This is a genomic window from Phyllobacterium ifriqiyense (genome assembly GCF_030817885.1).
GTDB classification, from domain to species: Bacteria; Pseudomonadota; Alphaproteobacteria; order Rhizobiales; family Rhizobiaceae; genus Phyllobacterium; species Phyllobacterium ifriqiyense.
Map to the genome: position 1 here is coordinate 880,822 of NZ_JAUSZT010000002.1, position 19,165 is coordinate 899,986.

Annotated in this window: 17 protein-coding genes and 1 pseudogene; 14 read left to right on the forward strand and 4 right to left on the reverse strand. The window is 57.1% G+C overall.

Annotated elements, in window-relative coordinates; all coding sequences use genetic code 11:
• Positions 1-3 precede the first annotated feature (3 nt).
• The 4 genes from QFZ34_RS05815 to pepT all read left to right on the forward strand — a co-directional run bounded on the left by QFZ34_RS05815 (position 4) and on the right by pepT (position 5,410).
• The gene (locus tag QFZ34_RS05815) at positions 4-879 is read left to right on the forward strand and encodes an ABC transporter permease (RefSeq protein WP_307278076.1); all 876 of its coding nucleotides are present in this window, start codon (positions 4-6) and stop codon (positions 877-879) included.
• Positions 876-2,735 (forward strand): dipeptide ABC transporter ATP-binding protein, encoded by a 1,860-nt coding sequence (locus QFZ34_RS05820; RefSeq protein WP_307278080.1) that lies wholly within the window; start codon positions 876-878, stop codon positions 2,733-2,735. The genes QFZ34_RS05815 and QFZ34_RS05820 overlap by 4 nt, the downstream gene beginning before the upstream one ends.
• Positions 2,736-2,816: 81 nt before the next feature.
• Positions 2,817-4,052 carry a CapA family protein gene (locus tag QFZ34_RS05825; RefSeq protein WP_307278084.1) on the forward strand — a complete coding sequence of 412 codons (1,236 nt, stop codon included), beginning with the start codon at positions 2,817-2,819 and terminating at the stop codon, positions 4,050-4,052.
• Between the two features lie 65 nt (positions 4,053-4,117).
• Entirely contained in the window at positions 4,118-5,410 is a 1,293-nt protein-coding gene (gene pepT / locus QFZ34_RS05830) for a peptidase T (RefSeq protein ID WP_307278087.1), read from the forward strand.
• Positions 5,411-5,462: 52 nt separating this feature from the next.
• Here the strand turns inward: pepT and QFZ34_RS05835 are convergent, their stop codons facing one another.
• On the reverse strand, positions 5,463-5,729 hold the full coding sequence (locus QFZ34_RS05835) for a helix-turn-helix domain-containing protein (RefSeq protein WP_307278090.1): 267 nt from the start codon (positions 5,727-5,729) through the stop codon (positions 5,463-5,465).
• Positions 5,730-6,081: 352 nt separating this feature from the next.
• On the opposite strand from QFZ34_RS05835, the gene QFZ34_RS05840 reads away from it, so the two are divergent.
• Entirely contained in the window at positions 6,082-6,453 is a 372-nt protein-coding gene (locus tag QFZ34_RS05840; RefSeq protein ID WP_307278092.1) for a transcriptional repressor TraM, read from the forward strand.
• On the opposite strand, the gene QFZ34_RS05845 is transcribed toward QFZ34_RS05840, so the two are convergent.
• Positions 6,401-7,117, reverse strand: coding sequence for an autoinducer binding domain-containing protein (locus QFZ34_RS05845; protein WP_307278095.1), 717 nt, complete (start codon positions 7,115-7,117; stop codon positions 6,401-6,403). The two genes, QFZ34_RS05840 and QFZ34_RS05845, sit on opposite strands and share 53 nt — an antisense overlap.
• A gap of 653 nt (positions 7,118-7,770) precedes the next feature.
• On the opposite strand from QFZ34_RS05845, the gene QFZ34_RS05850 reads away from it, so the two are divergent.
• The 7 genes and pseudogenes from QFZ34_RS05850 (at position 7,771) to QFZ34_RS05880 (ending at position 15,113) form a co-directional block, all read left to right on the forward strand.
• Complete coding sequence (locus QFZ34_RS05850) at positions 7,771-8,523, forward strand: FadR/GntR family transcriptional regulator (RefSeq protein ID WP_307279000.1); 753 nt, start codon at positions 7,771-7,773, stop codon at positions 8,521-8,523.
• Positions 8,524-8,582: 59 nt separating this feature from the next.
• On the forward strand, positions 8,583-9,488 hold the full coding sequence (gene kdgD, locus QFZ34_RS05855; RefSeq protein WP_307278097.1) for a 5-dehydro-4-deoxyglucarate dehydratase: 906 nt from the start codon (positions 8,583-8,585) through the stop codon (positions 9,486-9,488).
• Positions 9,489-9,563: 75 nt separating this feature from the next.
• Complete coding sequence (locus QFZ34_RS05860; RefSeq protein ID WP_307278100.1) at positions 9,564-11,072, forward strand: ABC transporter substrate-binding protein; 1,509 nt, start codon at positions 9,564-9,566, stop codon at positions 11,070-11,072.
• 74 nt (positions 11,073-11,146) lie between these two features.
• Entirely contained in the window at positions 11,147-12,061 is a 915-nt protein-coding gene (locus QFZ34_RS05865; protein ID WP_307279003.1) for an ABC transporter permease, read from the forward strand.
• A gap of 10 nt (positions 12,062-12,071) precedes the next feature.
• Positions 12,072-12,989, forward strand: a complete 918-nt coding sequence (locus tag QFZ34_RS05870) for an ABC transporter permease (RefSeq protein WP_370878697.1) — start codon at positions 12,072-12,074, stop codon at positions 12,987-12,989.
• A pseudogene (locus tag QFZ34_RS05875) lies at positions 12,986-14,655 on the forward strand (ABC transporter ATP-binding protein). The gene QFZ34_RS05870 and the pseudogene QFZ34_RS05875 overlap by 4 nt, the downstream one beginning before the upstream one ends.
• 158 nt (positions 14,656-14,813) lie before the next feature.
• The gene (locus QFZ34_RS05880) at positions 14,814-15,113 is read left to right on the forward strand and encodes an I78 family peptidase inhibitor (protein ID WP_307278102.1); all 300 of its coding nucleotides are present in this window, start codon (positions 14,814-14,816) and stop codon (positions 15,111-15,113) included.
• A gap of 485 nt (positions 15,114-15,598) precedes the next feature.
• Here QFZ34_RS05880 and QFZ34_RS05885 read toward each other — a convergent pair whose 3' ends face one another.
• Positions 15,599-16,489, reverse strand: coding sequence for a LysR family transcriptional regulator (locus tag QFZ34_RS05885; RefSeq protein WP_307278104.1), 891 nt, complete (start codon positions 16,487-16,489; stop codon positions 15,599-15,601).
• Between the two features lie 106 nt (positions 16,490-16,595).
• On the opposite strand from QFZ34_RS05885, the gene QFZ34_RS05890 reads away from it, so the two are divergent.
• Positions 16,596-17,264: an NAD(P)-dependent oxidoreductase gene (locus tag QFZ34_RS05890; RefSeq protein ID WP_307278106.1), complete on the forward strand. Its 669-nt coding sequence runs from the start codon at positions 16,596-16,598 to the stop codon at positions 17,262-17,264.
• 456 nt (positions 17,265-17,720) lie between these two features.
• Here the strand turns inward: QFZ34_RS05890 and QFZ34_RS05895 are convergent, their stop codons facing one another.
• A complete protein-coding gene (locus QFZ34_RS05895; RefSeq protein WP_307278109.1) occupies positions 17,721-17,963 on the reverse strand; it encodes a hypothetical protein in 243 nt (80 codons plus the stop codon).
• Between the two features lie 438 nt (positions 17,964-18,401).
• On the opposite strand from QFZ34_RS05895, the gene QFZ34_RS05900 reads away from it, so the two are divergent.
• A complete protein-coding gene (locus tag QFZ34_RS05900) occupies positions 18,402-19,034 on the forward strand; it encodes a DUF8467 domain-containing protein (RefSeq protein ID WP_503128819.1) in 633 nt (210 codons plus the stop codon).
• Positions 19,035-19,165: the final 131 nt, after the last annotated feature.

A 19,165-nucleotide genomic window follows, 5' to 3' on the forward strand; every position in this document is an offset into this window, starting at 1 on the left:
CCCATGAAAACCGAAATCCTTCCGGCCCTGAAAAAGCCCCGCTATCGTGAGGTCCTGACCATCCCCATGATCGTGCTTGCAGCCTATATCGTGCTTGCACTTGCCGCACCGGTCATCGCGCCGCAAAACCCCTATGATCCGCTGCAGATCTATGGATGGGAGGCCTCGTCTTCTCCGGGCACGCCCGGCACCGGCGGCTATCTCTATCTGCTGGGAACGGACGGGCTGGGACGAGACATCCTCAGCACCATAATTTATGGCCTGCGCATCAGCCTGGTGGTTTCGGTCACAAGCGCTGCCATTGCCGCCCTGATCGGACTGACCGCCGGCGTCAGCGCTGCCTGGTTCGGCAGCTGGGTCGATATCGCCATCATGCGACTGGTCGATCTTCAGCTCAGCCTTCCGACCATTCTGGTCGCCCTGGTCGCCATTGTCACGCTCGGCCCCGGGATCGACCGGATCATCCTGGCCCTGATCATCGCGCAATGGGCAACCTATGCCAGACTGGCGCGCAGCGTCGCATTGAGCGAGACGAACAAGTCCTACATGGATGCCGCCCGCCTCATGCGGCTGCCGACGCCCCGGATTATCTTTCGCCACCTTTTGCCCAACAGCATTGCACCGGCTGTGACCCTCATCCCCATCGAGATCGGTCATGCAGTCGCACTTGAGGCAACCTTGTCCTTTCTTGGCCTCGGCGTTCCAATCGACAAGCCTTCGCTCGGCTCGGCCGTCGCAGCCGGGTTCCAGTACCTTTTGACCGGACAATACTGGACCAGCCTCTTTCCCGGTCTCGCGCTGTTCGGCCTGATCGCCAGCATCAACCTTGTCGGCGAAGAGGTCCGGCGCCGTCTTGATCCAAGGAGCCGCCCGCTATGACATTTGAGAGCCGAACAGCACCTCTTCTTCAGGTGAAGAACCTTAATCTGCGCTATTCTTCTGCGCCCGGACCGGTGACGATCCTGCAGGATGTGAGTTTCGAACTCGGGCGCGGCGAAATCGTCGGCATCATCGGCGAGTCGGGTGCCGGAAAGTCGACCCTTGGCAACGCCATTCTCGGTCTGCTTGCTCCCGGGTTCCAGCGGGTGTCGGGATCGATCGAACTGGACGGCAAGCCAATCAATGCCATGCAAGGGAAGGGCGACACCATGGCAGGAGATGGCGATGCCATCAGGGGCCGCAGGATATCCGCCATCTTCCAGGACCACACTGCCTCGCTCGATCCCTTGATGAGCGTCGGCGCACAGGTGCAGGAAACGATCCTGGCAATCAACGCTTCTGTTTCGAGAAGGCAGGCACGCACCCGGGCTATCGAGCTCATGGCCCGCGTCGGCATTCCAGAGCCTGAGCGCAGATACGGCAATTATCCGCATCAATTCTCCGGCGGACAAAGACAGCGCGCTGTCATCGCTGTCGCGCTTGCGGGTTCTGCCGACATCATCATCGCCGACGAGCCGACCTCGGCACTTGATGCCACAGTTCAAAAGCAGATTTTGAAGCTCCTGCGAACTCTCGTCGATGACACCGGCATTTCCATCGTCCTCGTCACCCATGACATGGGCGTGGTGTCCGAGATCACCGACCGGGTCCTCGTCATGAGAAAGGGCAGGGTGGTCGAACAGGATCGCACTGCGGTCATTCTTGATGCACCCGCAAATGACTATACGCGCTCCCTGCTTGCCGCAGTTCCGCGATTGCGGATTTCGGCGGCAGCGGGTTGCGCGCAGTCGAGTGGCAGCGGGACCGTCCCGGCGGAGGCAGGCGAGGGCAAAGGGCATGATAATCTGGCCATTTCCACCAAGGCGGGCAAGGAGACCATCCCGGCAGGGACCCATGGCCGCGCGCCGCACCTGCCCGGCCCCGGAAGCGTCGCGGCGGCTGCCGGCAACGGTCCAGAAAACGGCAACAGGTCCATTTCCACCAATGTAGGCGCGGACAACACCATGCTTCTCGTGGCAAAGGGTGTTTCCAAAACCTTCGCTCGCCAAGGGTTCGCGTGGGGCCTGTCCCGCAACAAGGCAAGTTTCGCATTGCGCAATGTCAGTATTGAGCTGCCGCGTGGCGCGATCACCGGCATTGTCGGCGAGAGCGGAAGCGGCAAGACGACGATCGGCCGGATCATCGCCGGCCTTGATATGGCGCCGGCAGGGACGGTCACGATCGGCAAAGACGCATTCGATGTTTCGAAACGAGGCGGACGCAACGGCCTTCTTGGCCGGGTTCAGATGATTTTCCAGGACCCTTCGGTGTCGCTCAATCCGAGGATGAGTGCCGGCGAGACATTGCGCGAGGCCATTCGCTTCGGTGCAAAAGCCGGTCCCGAAGACGAGCCCGCCGCCGCTGCCACCATGATGGACCGGCTCGGTCTGGCCCGCAGTCTGCTTTCCCGTTATCCGCATCAGCTCTCGGGCGGTCAGAAGCAGCGCATCTGTATTGCGCGGGCGCTTTTGGCACGCCCGCAGATCATCATCGCGGACGAGCCGACCTCGGCGCTTGACGTGTCCGTACAGGCCGAAATCATCGAGCTTTTGAAGGACACCATAACAGCGCAGCACATGACGATGGTCTTTATCTCCCATGATCTGGCCGTCGTGCAGCAGCTGTGCAGCTGCGTCTACATCTTCAAGGACGGGCAGGTTGTGGACTCCGGATCCTCCGACTTCGTCTTCTCACAATCCACACATCCCTACACACGCACCCTCATCGACGCCCGGCCCGCCCGGTTCACCTGTTGAGGGACAAGGAAACAAGCATCGACAGAACGCTTCCCACACCCGCGTTGCGGACATCAAAACAACACTGCACGAAGGCAACTCATGAATGACAGGTTCACATTGGCCGTTACAGGCCAGTCGCTTATAAAACACGATATTCGCAGTCTCGGCACCCCGGCATTTGATGAGGTCCGGCAACTGCTGCATCACGCAGATCTTTCATTTACCAATTTCGAGGGGACGATCCTTGGAAGCCATGGCGGCTGGCCCTTGAAAGGGTCATTCTTTGGCTGCAGCGACGCCGTCGTTCTCGATGCTTTGCAGGCAACCGGTTTTGGCGGGCTTTCGCTTTCCAACAATCACGCCTTCGACCTTGGCCCATCCGGTGTGCTTTCAACCCTCGAAGAGGTGGAGAAGCGCGGCTTTCTCCATGCCGGCCTTGGCCGCAACCAGAGCGAGGCGTCGCGGGCAGGAAGCGCGACGATCCGGGGAAGATCTGTCGCCATCGTCGCGATGGATGGCGGACCAGGTCCAGATTTCATGTATGCAGCCAATGCCGGCAAAAATCGACCGGAAAGGCCCGGTGTCAACAGGCTTGGTCTGTCACAGATCATCGAGCTCGATCACAAAGCCTTTGACCAGATGCGGGTCGTCAGGGAAAAAGTCGGCTATACGGCGATCGACCTTACCAATGACAGTCAGCCTGATGATCCACCCTTTGTAGACCCGCATGAGGAGATCGGACTTGGCCGTGCAATCTTCAAACGGGCGCCAAGGTGTGGCAGGAGTGTCAAAATCGATGAAGACGATCTGGCCCGCAACCTTGCGGCAATAAAGGCCGCTGCAAGCGATGGATGCCTTGTCATGGCCTATCTGCACCATCATCACTGGGCCTCAAACTGGTATCAGGTGCCGGACTGGGTCAGCGCCGTTGCCAGACAATGTATTGACGCGGGCGCCGCCATGTTCGTCAGCCATGGCGCGCCCGTGCTGCAACCGGTGGAAATCTATCGCCAGCGCCCGATTTTCTACAGCCTTGGCAATTTCATCTTCCATGTCAGGTCGCAAACGTCGGCGTGGCATGCACCCGAGGTCTGGGAGAGTGTTGTTGGCCTGTGCGCCTACGGAGACGACAACACGCTGATCGACATCCGGTTTTATCCCATTGTGATCGGCGGAGAAGACAGCCTTGGCGGTCACTCCCTCGAGGGCCGATTGGTTCCTCACCTTGCGACGGGGGCAAGCGCGACACGAATCCTGCAGCGGTTCAAACGCCAGTCGGCAGATAGGGGCGCCGAGATCGACCTTGCTGACGGGATTGGCATCCTGCGCGTCTGAGCCTCGGATACTCAAGACCAATGCGCTGCAAATCATCATTCCGATACCACTGAAGAAAGATCAAAATGTCTTCGACCCGGCAACCACCAGGTATCCGCGACGAACTTGTCAGCCGCTTCTTCCGGTATGTAGCGATAGAAAGCCAGAGCAATGCTGCTTCACCCGATCTGCCATCGTCTGCGGGCCAGCTTGAACTCGCCAGACTGCTTGCCCGTGAGATGCGTGACCTCGGTATTGAGGAGGTCATCGTCGATGAGCACGCCATCCTCACAGGGGTGAAACGCGGCAACTGCCCGGCCGCACCGCCTGTCGGCTTCATCGCCCATCTCGATACCGTTGATGTCGGTCTTTCTCCGGTTATCCGCCCGCAGATCAAGCGTTTCGAAGGATCGGACCTTTGTCTCAACCCCCGACAAGACATCTGGTTGCGCGTCGCCGAACATCCGGAGATTCTTCCCTGGAAGGATGAGGACATTATTGTCAGCGATGGTACAAGCGTCCTTGGTGCCGATAACAAGGCAGCCATCGCGGTTCTTATGACCCTGGTGGCACGGCTGGAGCGGTCAAAGCGCCACGGAGACATTTTTGTCGCCTTTGTTCCCGATGAAGAAATCGGATTGCGCGGTGCGAGAGCGCTCGATCTTGATCGATTCCGATGCGATTTCGCCTACACCATTGATTGCTGCGCGCTCGGCGAAGTGGTCGTCGAGAATTTCAATGCCGCATCAGCCGATATTGTCTTTACCGGTGTCACCGCGCATCCAATGTCGGCAAAGGGCATTCTCGTCAATCCGCTGCTGATGGCTCTCGATTTCATCTCTCACTTCGACCGTCACGAAACACCTGAATGCACACAAGGCCGCGAAGGCTATTACTGGTTCAAGGATATCGTCGCCAATGAACAAGAAGCGCACCTCAAAGTCATGATCCGTGATTTTGACAAGCAAGAATTCGAGCGGCGCAAACGGCGCATCGTGAATGTCGCCGACCTGGTGAGATCGCAACACCCCACCGGAACGGTGCATTGCCAGGTGGCCGACACCTACCATAACATCGCTGATCACCTGCATGCCGACCCTCGCCCGGCACAATTGCTCTTTCGCGCACTCGAAAATCTCGGGATAGAAAAAAAGCTTGTACCGATGCGCGGAGGAACCGACGGGGCGGCGCTGTCAGCCCGTGGTTTGCCAACCCCCAACTTTTTCACCGGCGCCTGTAATTTCCATTCGCGCTTCGAATTTCTGCCTGTGTCAGCGTTCGAACAATCCTACAAGACCGCTCTCATGCTGTGTACGCTCGCGGCAGAAGAGGGCAGCGGACACTCGGTCTCCAAGTTGATAGGCGAGGTCCATGATTAAGCACGATGATCGGAATTTATCTGAAACAGCGGTGAGTTTACACGCGTTGCGATCATACATCGGAGGATGGATTGAATTCCGATTTGGCTGTCTTGCTGGCAGCGGAACGGTGCCTGGAAACGAGGAGCTCGAATGCTTCCACCTCAAGGATTTTTGCGATGCCGTCCACCATATCGATGGTCGGGCTGTAAACGCATCTTTCCAGGGAACTGATGTAGGTGCGATGGATGTTTGCACGGTGCGCGAGTTCCTCTTGCGAAAGCCCCCTGGCGTGTCGCAGCGTCCTGAGATTGAGCGCAAAGATCTCTCGAATATCCATGATCCGGAGTCATGCGCGTTGCAGTGCATTCAGCTACAGAGTATACTCTGCAATCGATATCGCCCGCCGCTGCGTGGGCCTCGTCTTCGCAAACGGCGAACTCGTTCAATGGTTGAGCACGAAGTTCTAATGGGGAATCGACACCGATGGACGAAAACGAGAGACCTGGAAACGTGCGCGAACTCGGCACACGTTCCATCATTCTGACGCGATCATTGTTGAAGATCATGAGTGACGCTGTATGCATTGAAGTGTTACATATGTTTGGTACACGATTCAGAGGTTCCGTTCATCCAGCTTCCGTACAACGTTGCTGGCCAAACAAATCAAGATCAAAACTGGCGAGATACGCGTGAAACCAAAATCCAGTAATCAAACAAGTAACAATTTTGACCGCACAAGCCTTACATCAATGAGCAAGGTTGAATTGGAGCTCTGCGTCATTGACGCCATTCGCGAACATCGGCGCCTGTTGGAGTCCGATCAGATCGTCTATGAAGAATGGGAAAGCGCCAGGGCAGACCCCCAGGTACCTACGGAGCAGATCGAAAGACTTGCTGCAGAATGTCTTTCGCGTCAGGAAAGAACTGCTGCTCAACAAAATCACTTGTCCGAACTCCTTGATCTGTTGGGATATATACCCAAGGTGCCGGAGGACAGCCCTGAAGAAGTCAATAGCGCTCAAGAATACCCATGTCTTTCGCGATCCCGATTGCGTGATTGAGATTGGTCGCTTCAAGTTTTGCGCGCACATTATCGAGATAATATTGAATCGTTCGATGGCGCTTGTTTGTCAGTACGGCGATGTCCGGCATATATTTGCCCTCCGCCGACCATTTGAGACAGACGAGTTCCATTGGTGAGAGCAGAAGCTTCGGCATGCTGAGGGGGCGCTGCGCCACTGTACGCCAGCGATGGTGGATATAGAGCACCGCCCGTTCTGCCCTCCTCGGGTCGCCGATAATGGTTGCATCGCATTCCGGCTGAGAGGAAGCGAAGGTGAGCATGAGGGTGGAACCGTAGCTGCCTTCAACCGGAATTGTAATGCCGGATCGAATATCAAACATGAGCGCCTCGGAGCGAAACTGTTTTTCTTCCCTCGACAGATCGCCGCGAGGCCAGGCGTCTGCCGACCATGCAAAGGGTTTCATGTGCCGCTTGGCTGTCGTTACAACCGGATCGATACGGGAATATCGATTTGTAAAATAAATTGACTGCCATTCCGCAGGATAGGAATTGAAAGTCTTGATTTCATTTCCGGCCGTTTGAAGATAGGCGAAACGCTCGAACCCGCACGCAATCGTGAAACTCTTCATTGCGCTTTCAATCATGCGTTCGTCGATAGCGACATCGAGCGTGTCAATGAGCGATTGAAGTTGTCCGTCCAAACCTAGGGTCTCCTTTTGGCATTGCAGATCTTTGGCGCCAGCCGGGAACAAATCGAGTGCTGATAGTAAAGATAATCGATGCGCCCCGGGTTAATCAAGCCGCTCCAGGTTGCGATTTGATACCTCTTTCACAAAAATTGTGGGTATGGCGCGCGCACACAAAGGTTCGGATATTCCAGGTTTAAGGTGCGACTGATCAAGCAAACCCGGCGACATGGCGGCGGCAGACCGGCTTTCTCGTTTTCGGCTTCCACTACCCGTTCCCGGGCCTTCTCGATACTCAAGACGGCCTCCGGCTATGCCTTGGCCCCTCCGTTTTAATTCGCTGACGCATGGAGCCCCCACCAAAGACATCGCACGCGCACTCCGATCAGGTTTCTCGCGATGCCGTTTATGCCTCCGGTTGCAGCGATCGGTTCCGGACACGACCCCTACTGCCGCTGACGCAAATGACGCCGTGAAGTTGGTCGCTCCGGCCAGTTTACTGGCTTGCATTAGCATGCAGCATGAGAGGTGCAACGCATGCGTCGACAGAGATTGAATATTTCCCCGGCTGCCCCTGTACCAACATCGACCATTCCCATAAGATGAAATCACAAGGAACGGGTCGAGGTCATATGATGACTGAAGTAAAATCGGATATACGCGGGCAGATGCTGAACATGAAGCGAAGCGGCGGGCGCCCTTCCTTGTCCTTTCAGGTCGCCGATGCGATACGGGGACAAATCGAGGCCGGCTACTATGCCCCCGGTGACAAATTGCCGACCGAGCCGGCGCTGATTGAGAAATTCGGCTTCAGCCGGACAGTGATACGCGAGGCCATCGCGGCGCTGCGCGCCGACGGCCTGGTGGAATCCCGGCATGGGTCGGGCGTGTTCGTGATCGGGCCGCGCCAGAGTGATCCGGGCCTGCGTCTGTTCACAGAGGAAACAAGCAAGATTTCCGACATTATCGAGGAGCTGGAACTTCGTATCGGTATCGAGGTGGAGGCTGCTGCGCTCGCCGCAGTGCGCAGTTCTCCGGCGCAGGAGGCCGAGATTCAATCGCAGGTCAACATCTTTGCGGGACTCGTCGCAGAAGGCAGACCAACGGATGAAGCCGACTTCCAGTTCCATATGGCGATTGCAGCGGCCACGAACAACGCACGGTTCCGCACATTTCTGGAGCACATCGGCCGGCGCATGATCCCGCGCGTGAAGTTTCGCACCGTTATGGGCGGCGTCGATCCTTTGCCCAGCAGGGACGGACCTATCCTTGACGAGCATCGCAAAATCGCCGAGGCAATCATGGCGCGAGATCCGGATCGGGCGCGGGAGGCCATGCGCCGCCATCTCGTTACAGGCATCAAACGCTATCGTTCGCTCACGCCATGGCAAAATGAACAAAAAGAAGATGAGTCTGGTTGACTCATCTTAAAAGTCATCATATGACTTCCTGCAGAATGCATCTGTTGGGAGGGAATAGAGTGTCGCCTGAAGAAATCAAGTCGCGAGTCGGTTCAGGGCTTTTGTCTTTCCCCGTCACACACTTCACATCGGACTACCACCTCAATCTGGACAGTTACCAACGGCACGTTGAATGGCTTTCGGGTTTTGAAGCTGCTGCCCTGTTTGCCGCCGGAGGGACCGGTGAGTTTTTCTCGCTTTCACCGGCCGAGGTCGGACATGTCACGCGTGCAGCAAAGCAAGCGTCAGGCGAGGTTCCGATCATCGCCGGGTGCGGCTATGGCATGTCACTTGCCCATGAGACGGCGAGGATCGTCGAAGGCGCAGGCGCAGACGGGATTCTCCTCCTGCCACACTATCTGACTGAAGCGCCGCAGGAGGGCATCTTTGCGCATGTCAAAGCAGTCTGCGATGCAACCGGCCTTGGCGTCATTCTATACAACCGCGCCAATTCGGTGGCCAATGCCGATACGGTGGCGCGCCTGGCAGATGCCTGTCCCAACCTGATCGGGTTCAAGGACGGAACCGGCAAAGTGGACCTGGTGCGTCATGTTACGGCCAAGCTGGGTGACCGGCTCTGCTACATTGGCGGCATGCCGACCCATGAGCTCTTCGCAGAAGGTTTCAACGGGGTCGGCGTAACGACCTATTCCTCCGCGGTTTTCAATTTCGTCCCGAAACTCGCACAGCGCTTTTATCGCGCGATGCGCGCGGGCGACAGAGCCGTCATGGAAGAGATACTTCGCAGTTTCTTTTTTCCTTTTGCAGCCTTGCGCGACCGCAAGGCCGGGTACCCGGTTTCCATCATCAAGGCCGGCGTCGATCTCGTCGGCTATGGACCCGGTCCCGTACGCCCGCCGCTGATCGACCTCGATGGCGAGGAACGGGAAATACTGCGCCAACTGATTGCCGCCGCGGGCGGCTGACCGGCAAGTTCGGTCGGCGCCCGGAGACGGTGCCCCGATCCTGATATCGTCATCGTTTCATCTGGGAGGAATGTAATGAAAAGGACATCTATTCGCATTATCGCAGGAGTACTGGCAATTGCCGGCTGGACCGGCCCTGCCGCGGCGCAAAATGGCGCTCAGATCAATATCGTTCTGCCTGAACAACCGGCAAATCTCGAACCATGCGGCACCATTATCACCAATGTCGGCCAGATCTTGAGCCGTAACGTAGTCGAGCCGCTGACCATCATCGATCCGGCCAGCGGTCAGCCGGTCGCCAGTCTGGCAACAGAATGGACGCAGGTCGACCCCAATACGTGGAGATTCAAGCTGCGCGAGGGCGTGACGTTTCAGGACGGCGCCCCCTTCAACGCCCGGGCCGTCAAGTTTTCCATCGAAAGGATGACCGGCGGCAAGGTCACGTGCAGCAACATTGCCAAGTTTGGCGACGCCAGGCTTACCGTCACCGCAATCGATGACCTGACCGTTGAAATCAAGTCTGACACGCCTCAGCCCATCTTGCCGACCCTGCTCAGCGTGATCATGGTTGTCTCTCCGAACACACCGGCGGACAAGGCGGTAAACGACCCCGTCGGTACCGGTCCTTTCAAGCTCTCCAGCTTTACGTCCCAGACCGTCGTACTGGAGTCATTTGACGGCTACTGGGGCAAGAAACCGGCCATTGCCAAAGCAAGCTATGTCTGGCGTCCCGAATCGTCCATCCGTGCGGCGATGGTTCAGACCGGCGAGGCCGATCTGACACCGTCCATCGCGATCCAGGATGCAACAAATCCGGATACCGATTTCGCCTATCTGAACTCGGAGACCACGGCGATCCGCATTGATGCAGGCTTCGCCCCACTTGATGATGTTCGTATCCGCAAGGCGCTCAACCTGGCCATCGACTGGGAAGGCCTGTCCCAGCTCTTCGGCAAGGATGCGCAGCGCGCCTCGCAAATGGTCGTCAAGGGTATCAATGGTCACAATGATGCCCTGGCGGCCTGGACCTTCGATGCAGCAAAGGCCCGCGAGCTGATTGCCGAAGCCAGGGCAGCCGGTGTTCCGGTCGATACCGAAATCGAGCTGATCGGGCGCAACGGCATCTATCCGAACGGCTCAGAAGCCATGGAAGCAATGATGGCGATGTGGCAGGATGTCGGACTGAATGTGAAACTGACAATGCTCGACGTGAATGACTGGTTGCGTTATCTGCAAAAACCCTTCCCGGAAGGGCGCGGCCCCAATCTCCTGCAGATGATGCACGACAACAACAAGGGCGACGCTGCTTTCACGATTCCGATTTTCTATACCTCGGTCGGCAGCTATTCGACCATGAACAATCCAGAGCTCGACAAGGATGTGGCAGATGCCATGGCTGCGACGGGTGAAGACCGGACAGCAAAGTTCAAGGCGATCTTTTCCAAGGTTCACGACAACCTGGCTGTCGATATCCCGATGTTCCACATGATCGGTTACACCAGGGTGGGAACAAGGCTGGACTGGAAGCCGGACATCACCACCAACAGTGAAATACCGCTCGCCAATATCGGCCTGAGGAACTGACCCATTCCGATGTCGGGACCGGGCGCGGTTTTCGCGCTCGTTCCCACTCCAGATGAATCCAGAGGCTTCGTATGATGTTAGGCTATATGGGCAGGCGCGCGTATCACAGCACCATTTCAGTAATTGGGCTCCTGACGCTTGTCTTCTTTCTCACGCGTTTGACCGGTGACCCGTCGGCGCTCTATCTGCCTCTGGACTCAAGCATTGAAGCGCGCGAGGCGTTTGCACGCCTCAATGGCCTCGACCAGCCCATCCATACACAATTCCTGCACTATCTGCGCAACCTCCTTTCTTTGGATTTCGGACAATCCTTGCGCCAGAACCGCTCGGCCATAGAGGTGGCACTGGAGGCGTTCCCGGCTACCTTGAAACTCGCAATTCTTGCCATGACGCTCTCTACCGTTCTTGCTGTTATTGTTGGTGCGCTGGCCGCGGCGCGCCCCGGAAGCCTGTTCGACCGCGTTGCCGGACTGGTTTCGCTCACCGGCGCCAGCATGCCCGATTTCTGGATCGCGATTGTCGGGATTCTCGTTTTTTCCGTTGGCCTTGGTATGCTGCCGACCTCCGGTACCGGTACGGCCCTGCACTGGATCATGCCGATCATCGTGCTCATGCTTCGCCCGTTCGGTCTTCTGGTCCAGGTGGTGCGCGGCACAATGATCTCGGCACTTGCTGCCCCCTATATCAAAACGGCTCACGCCAAGGGGATGAAGCGACGGCGCATCATCTTTGGACACGCATTGCGCAATTCCCTGCTGCCCGTCATTACCGTTGCCGGCGATCTTGCCACCGGTCTCATCAACGGCGCGGTGGTTGTCGAGACGATTTTCGGCTGGCCCGGCATCGGCAAACTGATGATCGACTCGATCATTCAGCGCGATTTTGCTGTGGTGCAGTCGACAATCCTGGTCACTGCCATTGCCATCTTTATCGTCAATATCGCGATCGACCTTCTCTACGTCGCTCTCGATCCGCGCATTCGCTACTGAGGAGCTCGATATGGCCGACGTGACGATGCCGCTGCCGAAACTGCCTGGAAATCTGCGCCAGCTGGCAATTTACCTCAGGCGCGACAAGCTTGCACTGTGCGCAGCGCTCTTCCTGATCTTGCTAATTGCCTGCGTGGCCTTCGGACCCCTGCTTGTCGGCGAAGCGGCAAGCAGGCTGGGCCTGAGGCAGCGCAATCTGCCTCCCTTTTCTCTCGATCACGGATTCATCTATTTTCTCGGTGCAGATACGCTTGGCCGGCCGATCCTGGCGCGTTTGATCGTCGGTTCGCAAAACACTCTTGGCATCGCGGCTGCCGCCGTGTTCTTCTCGATGTCTGTCGGCGGCGCGCTGGGCCTTGTTGCCGGTTATTCGGAACGCTGGTACTGCCACGCCATACTGCGTCTGGCGGACGTCATTATGAGTTTTCCCTCATTGCTGCTTGCGCTGATCGTCCTTTATACGCTCGGCCCCAGCATGATGAACCTTGTTATCGTTCTGGCGATCACGCGCATGCCCATTTTCATACGAACCGCGCGGGCAGAAGTGCTCGAACTGCGCGAGCGCATGTTTGTCAGCGCAGCCTTGTCCATGGGCGCAAGCTCCCGGCGCATCCTGTTTTGGCATATCGCGCCTCTGGTTCTCCCGACGCTGGTCACGATCGCGGCCATCGACTTTGCAACAGTGATCCTGGCTGAATCCTCGTTGAGTTTCCTCGGCCTTGGCATTCAACCTCCGGACTTCACCTGGGGCGCGATGGTGGCTAACGGACGCGGTTATCTGGCCTCGGCATGGTGGATCGCCTTCTGGCCAGGCCTTGCAATCCTCCTGACTACCCTTTCCCTGAACATTCTCGCCAGCTGGGCCCGGATTGTTGCCGATCCTCTTCAACGCTGGCGTCTGCAATCGCTGCGAAAGGCTCCCCGATGACCGGTACGGGCAAACCCATTCTCCGGATCGAAAATCTGACAGTGGACTTCCTGTCCGAGGGTGACCCGGTACGGGCTGTCGACGATGTTTCTTTCCATGTCTGTTCGGGTGAAACGCTGGTTATTCTCGGGGAGAGCGGATCGGGCAAGAGCGTGAGTACCGGAACAGCCATGGGGCTGATCGACTGCCCGCCCCGGCGATATTGTCAGCGGTTCGCTGGTGTTTGACGGTATCAATCTTTCCAATCTTGACGAGGAAGAGCGGCGTGCGTTGAACGGCCGGCGCATCGCCATGATCTTTCAGGATCCGCTGGCCTATCTCAACCCGGTCTATACGGTCGGCCGGCAGATCGCAGAAGTATTCGAGAGCCACAGCGAACATGGGCGCGGATCGGTGCGCGACAAGGTCGTGCAACTCATGCAACGGGTTGGCATCCCTGAACCTGAAAAGCGCATTGACCATTACCCGCATCAATTCTCCGGCGGTCAGCGCCAGCGCGTGATGATTGCCATGGCAATTGCGCTTAAACCGGATATTCTGATCGCCGACGAACCGACGACCGCGCTCGACGTTAGCGTCCAGGCGCAAATCCTCGACTTGCTGCGCGATCTTCAGCGCGAAACCGGCATGGCCATGATTATGATTACCCATGATCTTGAGGTTGCGGCTGCCATGGCGGATCGTATTATCGTCATGAATGGCGGCAAGGTCGTGGAAAGCGGCAATGCCGAGGAGGTCTTTACCAGTCCGGGCCACGCCTATACACGCCGCCTGATGGCGGCGGTGCCACAACGGGACCCCGGAAGGCAGCGCGTGTCCACCGCGGTCAAGGGCGACGTTCTTTTACAGGTCGAGAACCTCAGCAAGCACTATATGCTGACCTCGGGCCTTTTCATGCCCAAGCGGGAGTTCAGGGCGGTGGATGATGTCAGCTTTGTCCTGCGCCGAGGCCAAACGGTTGGAATTGTCGGCGAATCCGGGTCGGGAAAATCCAGCATCGCGCGCATGCTCTTGCGACTGAACGATCCGACGTCGGGCAGGGCGCTGTTTGCGGGCGAGGATATATTCCAGCTCGAGGGCAAGGCACTCAACGGCTTTCGCAGGCGGGTCCAGATGGTGTTCCAGGATCCCTTCGGCTCGATGAATCCGCGGATGAATGTGCGGGCAATTATTTGCGAGCCGCTGGTGATCCACCCCGGACATCCTGCCGCGTTCGCGCTGGAATGATCGGGTGGTTGAGTTGCTGCAGCTTGTCGGATTGAAAGCGGAGCACGCCGACCGTCATCCTCACCAGTTTTCAGGCGGCCAGAGGCAACGCATTGCTATCGCAAGAGCGCTCGCCAGCGATCCGGAGCTGATCGTCTGTGACGAGGCAGTATCCGCTCTTGATGTCTCCATCCAGATGCAGGTGATCGAGCTGTTGAGCGAGCTGAAAGAGCGGCTCGGCCTTTCCTACCTCTTCATCACCCATGATCTGCCGATCGTGCGCGAGTTTGCGGACCGCGTGATCGTAATGCAGCAAGGAAAGGTCGTGGAAGAGGACGATACGGAGGATTTGTTCGCCTCCCCTCGGCATCCCTATACGCAAGCACTGCTGAGTGCGGTACCGAAACCGAGATGGATGGCCGGTCGATCCGCAAGCGAGGTGACAGGCACAAGCCGATGAAACGTTCTCGAGCATTCTAGATTATCTTGAAAAGGCCACACAGCTGCTGGCATGGTAACGTTAGCTAGACTGAAGCAAAAATCCACAATGACAGCGGATTCGTGAGGCATGGATCCGCCCGCGATCGAGTTTGGATAAATACATTGAGGTCAGATCACATGTCGAGAGCAAACCGGACCATCTCCATCCTTCTCATTGGGCTCTTACCAGCGCTTGCATCGTGCAACGACAAATCCGTATCGCTTCAACCGGCTCAAGGTCTGTGTAGTGCCGATGCCGCCCGGAAACTGGTCGGGAAGCCCAAGCCGACAGACGCAGAAGCAATGCGTCTGTCAAATTCAAAGCTTGTGCGGCAGATAGAGCCGGGCCAGATGGTCACCCATGACTACAGGCAAGAACGGGTTACGATCGAAACGGATCCAGCATCCGGCCGCGTTGTTGGAGCGACTTGCGGCTAGGTAAAATCAGGAATTGTTCCTCTGGAACAACGCAGCACTTGTAAAACTGCATGAAATAGTCGGCGGTTCGCTTCCGATCAAGGCGTTCGACGTTATCAGCCACTCAGTGCTAATCCTGCTGTTTATGGTATCAGTTTGACCATCTTTTCATTTCCCGGTGATCCACAGATTTGGCCGGAGATCCGCGATTAGCCGCGCCTTACGAACACTTTTGTCGTTGCAGCAGTCTCGCCAGCATCTGCGCGGCGTGCTGCTTTCTCACTCGCCTCGTACGCGACTTGATGCTGATTAACAGAAGCGTTCGGAAGACAACTCGAGTGCATTACCGCTGGTCAAGAGATTACACGTGCCGATGGACGCTTCACGGCCGCTGGTTCAACCTTCGTTTGTGGGCTGTCAATCTTTCGAGCAGGCTGCGGAGAGCTGGGCGGCCCACAATCAAGCTCTCCTATCTGTTTCCCGAAGGTATGCGGGGCATGGATGTCCTATCTTCCGATATAGGACGCCAGTTCATCAGGCGTCCCATTGGGAAACGCTTGTTTCAGAAAATCCAGGAAGGCGGAGACCCGAGCGCTCAGCAGTCGCCGCGAGGGGTAGAGCGCCCAAAGCGCGATATCGGATCCCTCGATATCTCCCCAATGGGTCAGGCTGCCGTCATTCAGATCGTGGGTCACCAGCGAAATCGGCAGACGGGCCGCACCGACACCGGCGCGAACGGCATCCCGGACCATGATCAGCGAAGACAAGACAAGGACCGGTTCGATCTTGATCTTCGCCGGCCCTTTGGGGGTGGTAACACTCCAGGTCTGCCGGTCGCCAGACCCACGGACGACTCCCGGAGCCGCATTCTCTCCGGCGAGACGAGGCAAATCAGGGCTCGCGACGACAACCAGGCGATCATGAAGGAAGGCGCGACCAACGAGGCTTTCATCCGGATCCGGATTGACCCGAATAACCAGGTCATAACCTTCCTCGATCATATCTACGGCCCGATCCTCCGTGGTGACTTCAAGCTTCACGTCCGGATATTTGAGGGCAAATCCCGCGGCGATCTTGCCCATGGCGGTCTGCGAAAGAAGAAGTGGCGCGCTTACCCTCAACCGGCCGCGGGGTTTCTCCGCCCCTGAGACAATAGCGGATGCCGTCTCGTCGATCTCTATAAGAAGCGCCGCTGTCCGTTCGTGAAGGGCGCGTCCTTCCTCGGTGAGTTTCAGGTTGCGGGCGCCGCGCTCGAAGAGCCGGAGCTCAAGCGCAGCCTCCAGCTCCGTTACCCGCCGCGACAGCGTCGCCTTCGGGCGATTGGAGGCTCTCGCTGCTTTACCAAAGCCCCCGTGACGGGCCACGAGATTGAAATCCGCAAGTGCGACGAGATCCATGAGTGTTCCAACTGTGAGACAGAGTGGCCAGATTGGGAGTCTATTGGACGCACCATGAACCGTGCATATTCGGGGTGTCAAGCAAATCCAATACGGAGATATCGAAATGACAACGTCCGCTCCTCAGTCAAATCTGGCCGCGTTCCCGAAGATCGTCATCCTGGGTGCCACCGGCCCGACAGGTCGCTATATCGTAGCCCAAGCTGTGGCCAGCGGATACGACGTCACCGTCCTGGTCCGTTCGCCAGAGAAGGCAGCTGAACTCAAGGGCGCCAAGATTGTCGTTGGCGATGCCCGCGACGAAAAGGCCCTTCGCCAGACCCTCAAAGGCCGCGATGCGGTGATCAGCGCCCTTGGTACGCCAGCGAGCCCTTTTCGTGAAGTCACGCTTCTGTCCACCGCGACCCGCGCGCTCGTCAATGCCATGAAGGCAGAGCAGATCTCAAGGCTTATCGCGGTTACCGGGCTTGGCGCCGGCGACAGCAAGGGACATGGCGGCTTTCTCTTCGATAACCTGATCTATCCTTTGCTTTTGCGGAAGGTCTACGCCGACAAGAACCGCCAGGAGGCGATCATACACGGAAGTGATCTCGACTGGACCATTGTCCGTCCTTCGATCCTGAACAAAAAACAGGAGCACAAACCGGTCCGAGCTCTGACCGATCTCAGCGACGTACATGGCGGTACGATCTCGCGTAAAGACGTTGCCACCTTCCTGCTCGATCAAGTCACCTCGAGCACATGGCTCAATAAAACGCCGTTCATCACATGGTAACCGCGAGATCCAAATTGAAGCCAAGATCTCCACTGCGGCCCGATACGAAGCTGAGTTTCATGAACTCAAGGGCTTGGAAGGCCAAAGGAACGCCCGCACCAGGAACGTGATGGATCAGTTGAGGGTGCCCTGAGACATCCTTTAATTGATGCCAAAGCAGACAAGGAGAAACCTGTGTCTGATCAACGCGGTGGGCGATAGCGCAGTGGCCATTGTATGTTTGGCGACATGCCCCATGTCTCCTGGAGACAAAAGTTTTCAATATACTTTGAAGGGTAGTGGATTTAGGAATGCCTGGCGCCATGGTGAGCTCAACGGGGAGCGCGGTCGGATGGTGCTTCGGCAAACGGGGGCCAAGAACGTCTGGAAGATGGTAAAAGTTCCGACAATCAAAAGCCAATGGACACGCGTCATTTATAAGGCTTGGTTGTCTTCACCACATTCCTCATTGACCTATCAGATATTTTTACGTTTTCGTAACCGGCCGAGCTCCGTTTCTACTGAGCGTAGTGTATTGGCCCCAAGAGCCAGTCCCATCCTATCGGCCACTTCAACTATGGCGGACAGGATTTCATCCCGGTCCCAACCGGCCTCTTGGGCGTCACCGATGATGTTGATTATTTCATCTTCGACAGCACGTTGACACTCTGCAAAGCGCTCGGGGTGGCGGCGGTCGATGCGTGGTCGCATTATGGACATGCTTTCCCTCCAGTAGCCGATTCGGCTTGTTTGAGCGATGGTATTCGATCCCGAGTTGCGCACGCAAGCAGTGCGCCGACTCAGCAAATGCCGACGACTGCTAATGTCTGAGCCTGCGACAACAATGTCATCAAATTACGGACATCGCGTCAGTGCTTGAGCGAACATGCCTCACAGTTTCAGCTGCGGCGCAACTGGGCAGTGTCCACTCAGCGGTTTCGTTCGAAACGTTATGTGGACCGACTACGAATAAGAGTGCTTGCAGTACTCACGCGAAGTCAAATCGCTTTGCCAACGTTGTAAGCTGTCCCCGGACATATCTCTAGTCGCTGAGAATCGATCATTTTGCCCTGCGCCGTGACTGGCCTTGCGCGGCTATTCGAGCTCGTTGAATGTACCCTCCATGGAGCTATCGGCGAGTCAGTTAATGGGGAGGTTATGGGCTTGAGGAAGCAGAGGCGGTTCGTCATGCATCCAGACGATGAAGAGGAATTTGAACAGGAGGTGCTCGCAGAAGAGGGTGTCGTATTGGTTGATGGGCCGATCTGGACATCCGATTCGCCAGCCAAATTGAACTCACTTGATCGGATAGGAAACTATTGCATCATTTGGTCCGCGCTGGATCGTCCATCCCTGAGTGCGCAGTACAAGGGAGGTGAATGGCATTGCGATTCAGAGATGGCGACCATTCAGTTTCTCCGGAGCAGGATACATGGCGATCTGCTTACCGAGGGTTCGCTTTCCATCAGCACTGACCCGGCTACACAGACCGAGTCGAGGCGGATAGAGAAACGTTTTCATTCCTATTTCATGCACATGAAATCCAACTATTGGAACTCTGCTGTTTGCTGGTACAGCTTAACTCCGTTTTTGCCGGCGGCGCCTGGCCGCTCGGCAAATCCAGGCATGCCTGATTCCAATGTTTGGGTTGGTCCTCACGCCCTCCGTTGGTTGAGGGCCGACAAGCATCGCCGCGTCAGGCAACATTCGAGCTTCGGTGCTTATGCTGTTCTTGGCGAGGACGTTCAGAGGCTTATTTCGGGTAGTTTGCCCACACCAGACCTCTCGTAGCTCTGCGGCACGGTGTTTTGCACTTCGCTGGAGTTTCGGTTGAGCCAATATCCGCGACGGCCAAAACCGAAGAAATTGCCTATGCCGATCAACCCATGAACCAGCCGGGCAAGGATCGGCAAAGCCACAGC

Coding starts and splice junctions, on each gene's coding strand:
- QFZ34_RS05815 (WP_307278076.1), top strand. CDS start 4: ATGAAAACCGAAATCCTTCCGGCCCTGAAAAAGCCCCGCTATCGTGAG.
- QFZ34_RS05820 (WP_307278080.1), top strand. CDS start 876: ATGACATTTGAGAGCCGAACAGCACCTCTTCTTCAGGTGAAGAACCTT.
- QFZ34_RS05825 (WP_307278084.1), top strand. CDS start 2,817: ATGAATGACAGGTTCACATTGGCCGTTACAGGCCAGTCGCTTATAAAA.
- pepT (WP_307278087.1), top strand. CDS start 4,118: ATGTCTTCGACCCGGCAACCACCAGGTATCCGCGACGAACTTGTCAGC.
- QFZ34_RS05835 (WP_307278090.1), bottom strand. CDS start 5,729: ATGGATATTCGAGAGATCTTTGCGCTCAATCTCAGGACGCTGCGACAC.
- QFZ34_RS05850 (WP_307279000.1), top strand. CDS start 7,771: ATGCTGAACATGAAGCGAAGCGGCGGGCGCCCTTCCTTGTCCTTTCAG.
- QFZ34_RS05860 (WP_307278100.1), top strand. CDS start 9,564: ATGAAAAGGACATCTATTCGCATTATCGCAGGAGTACTGGCAATTGCC.
- QFZ34_RS05865 (WP_307279003.1), top strand. CDS start 11,147: ATGTTAGGCTATATGGGCAGGCGCGCGTATCACAGCACCATTTCAGTA.
- QFZ34_RS05870 (WP_370878697.1), top strand. CDS start 12,072: ATGGCCGACGTGACGATGCCGCTGCCGAAACTGCCTGGAAATCTGCGC.
- QFZ34_RS05880 (WP_307278102.1), top strand. CDS start 14,814: ATGTCGAGAGCAAACCGGACCATCTCCATCCTTCTCATTGGGCTCTTA.
- QFZ34_RS05885 (WP_307278104.1), bottom strand. CDS start 16,489: ATGGATCTCGTCGCACTTGCGGATTTCAATCTCGTGGCCCGTCACGGG.
- QFZ34_RS05890 (WP_307278106.1), top strand. CDS start 16,596: ATGACAACGTCCGCTCCTCAGTCAAATCTGGCCGCGTTCCCGAAGATC.
- QFZ34_RS05895 (WP_307278109.1), bottom strand. CDS start 17,963: ATGTCCATAATGCGACCACGCATCGACCGCCGCCACCCCGAGCGCTTT.
- QFZ34_RS05900 (WP_503128819.1), top strand. CDS start 18,402: ATGGGCTTGAGGAAGCAGAGGCGGTTCGTCATGCATCCAGACGATGAA.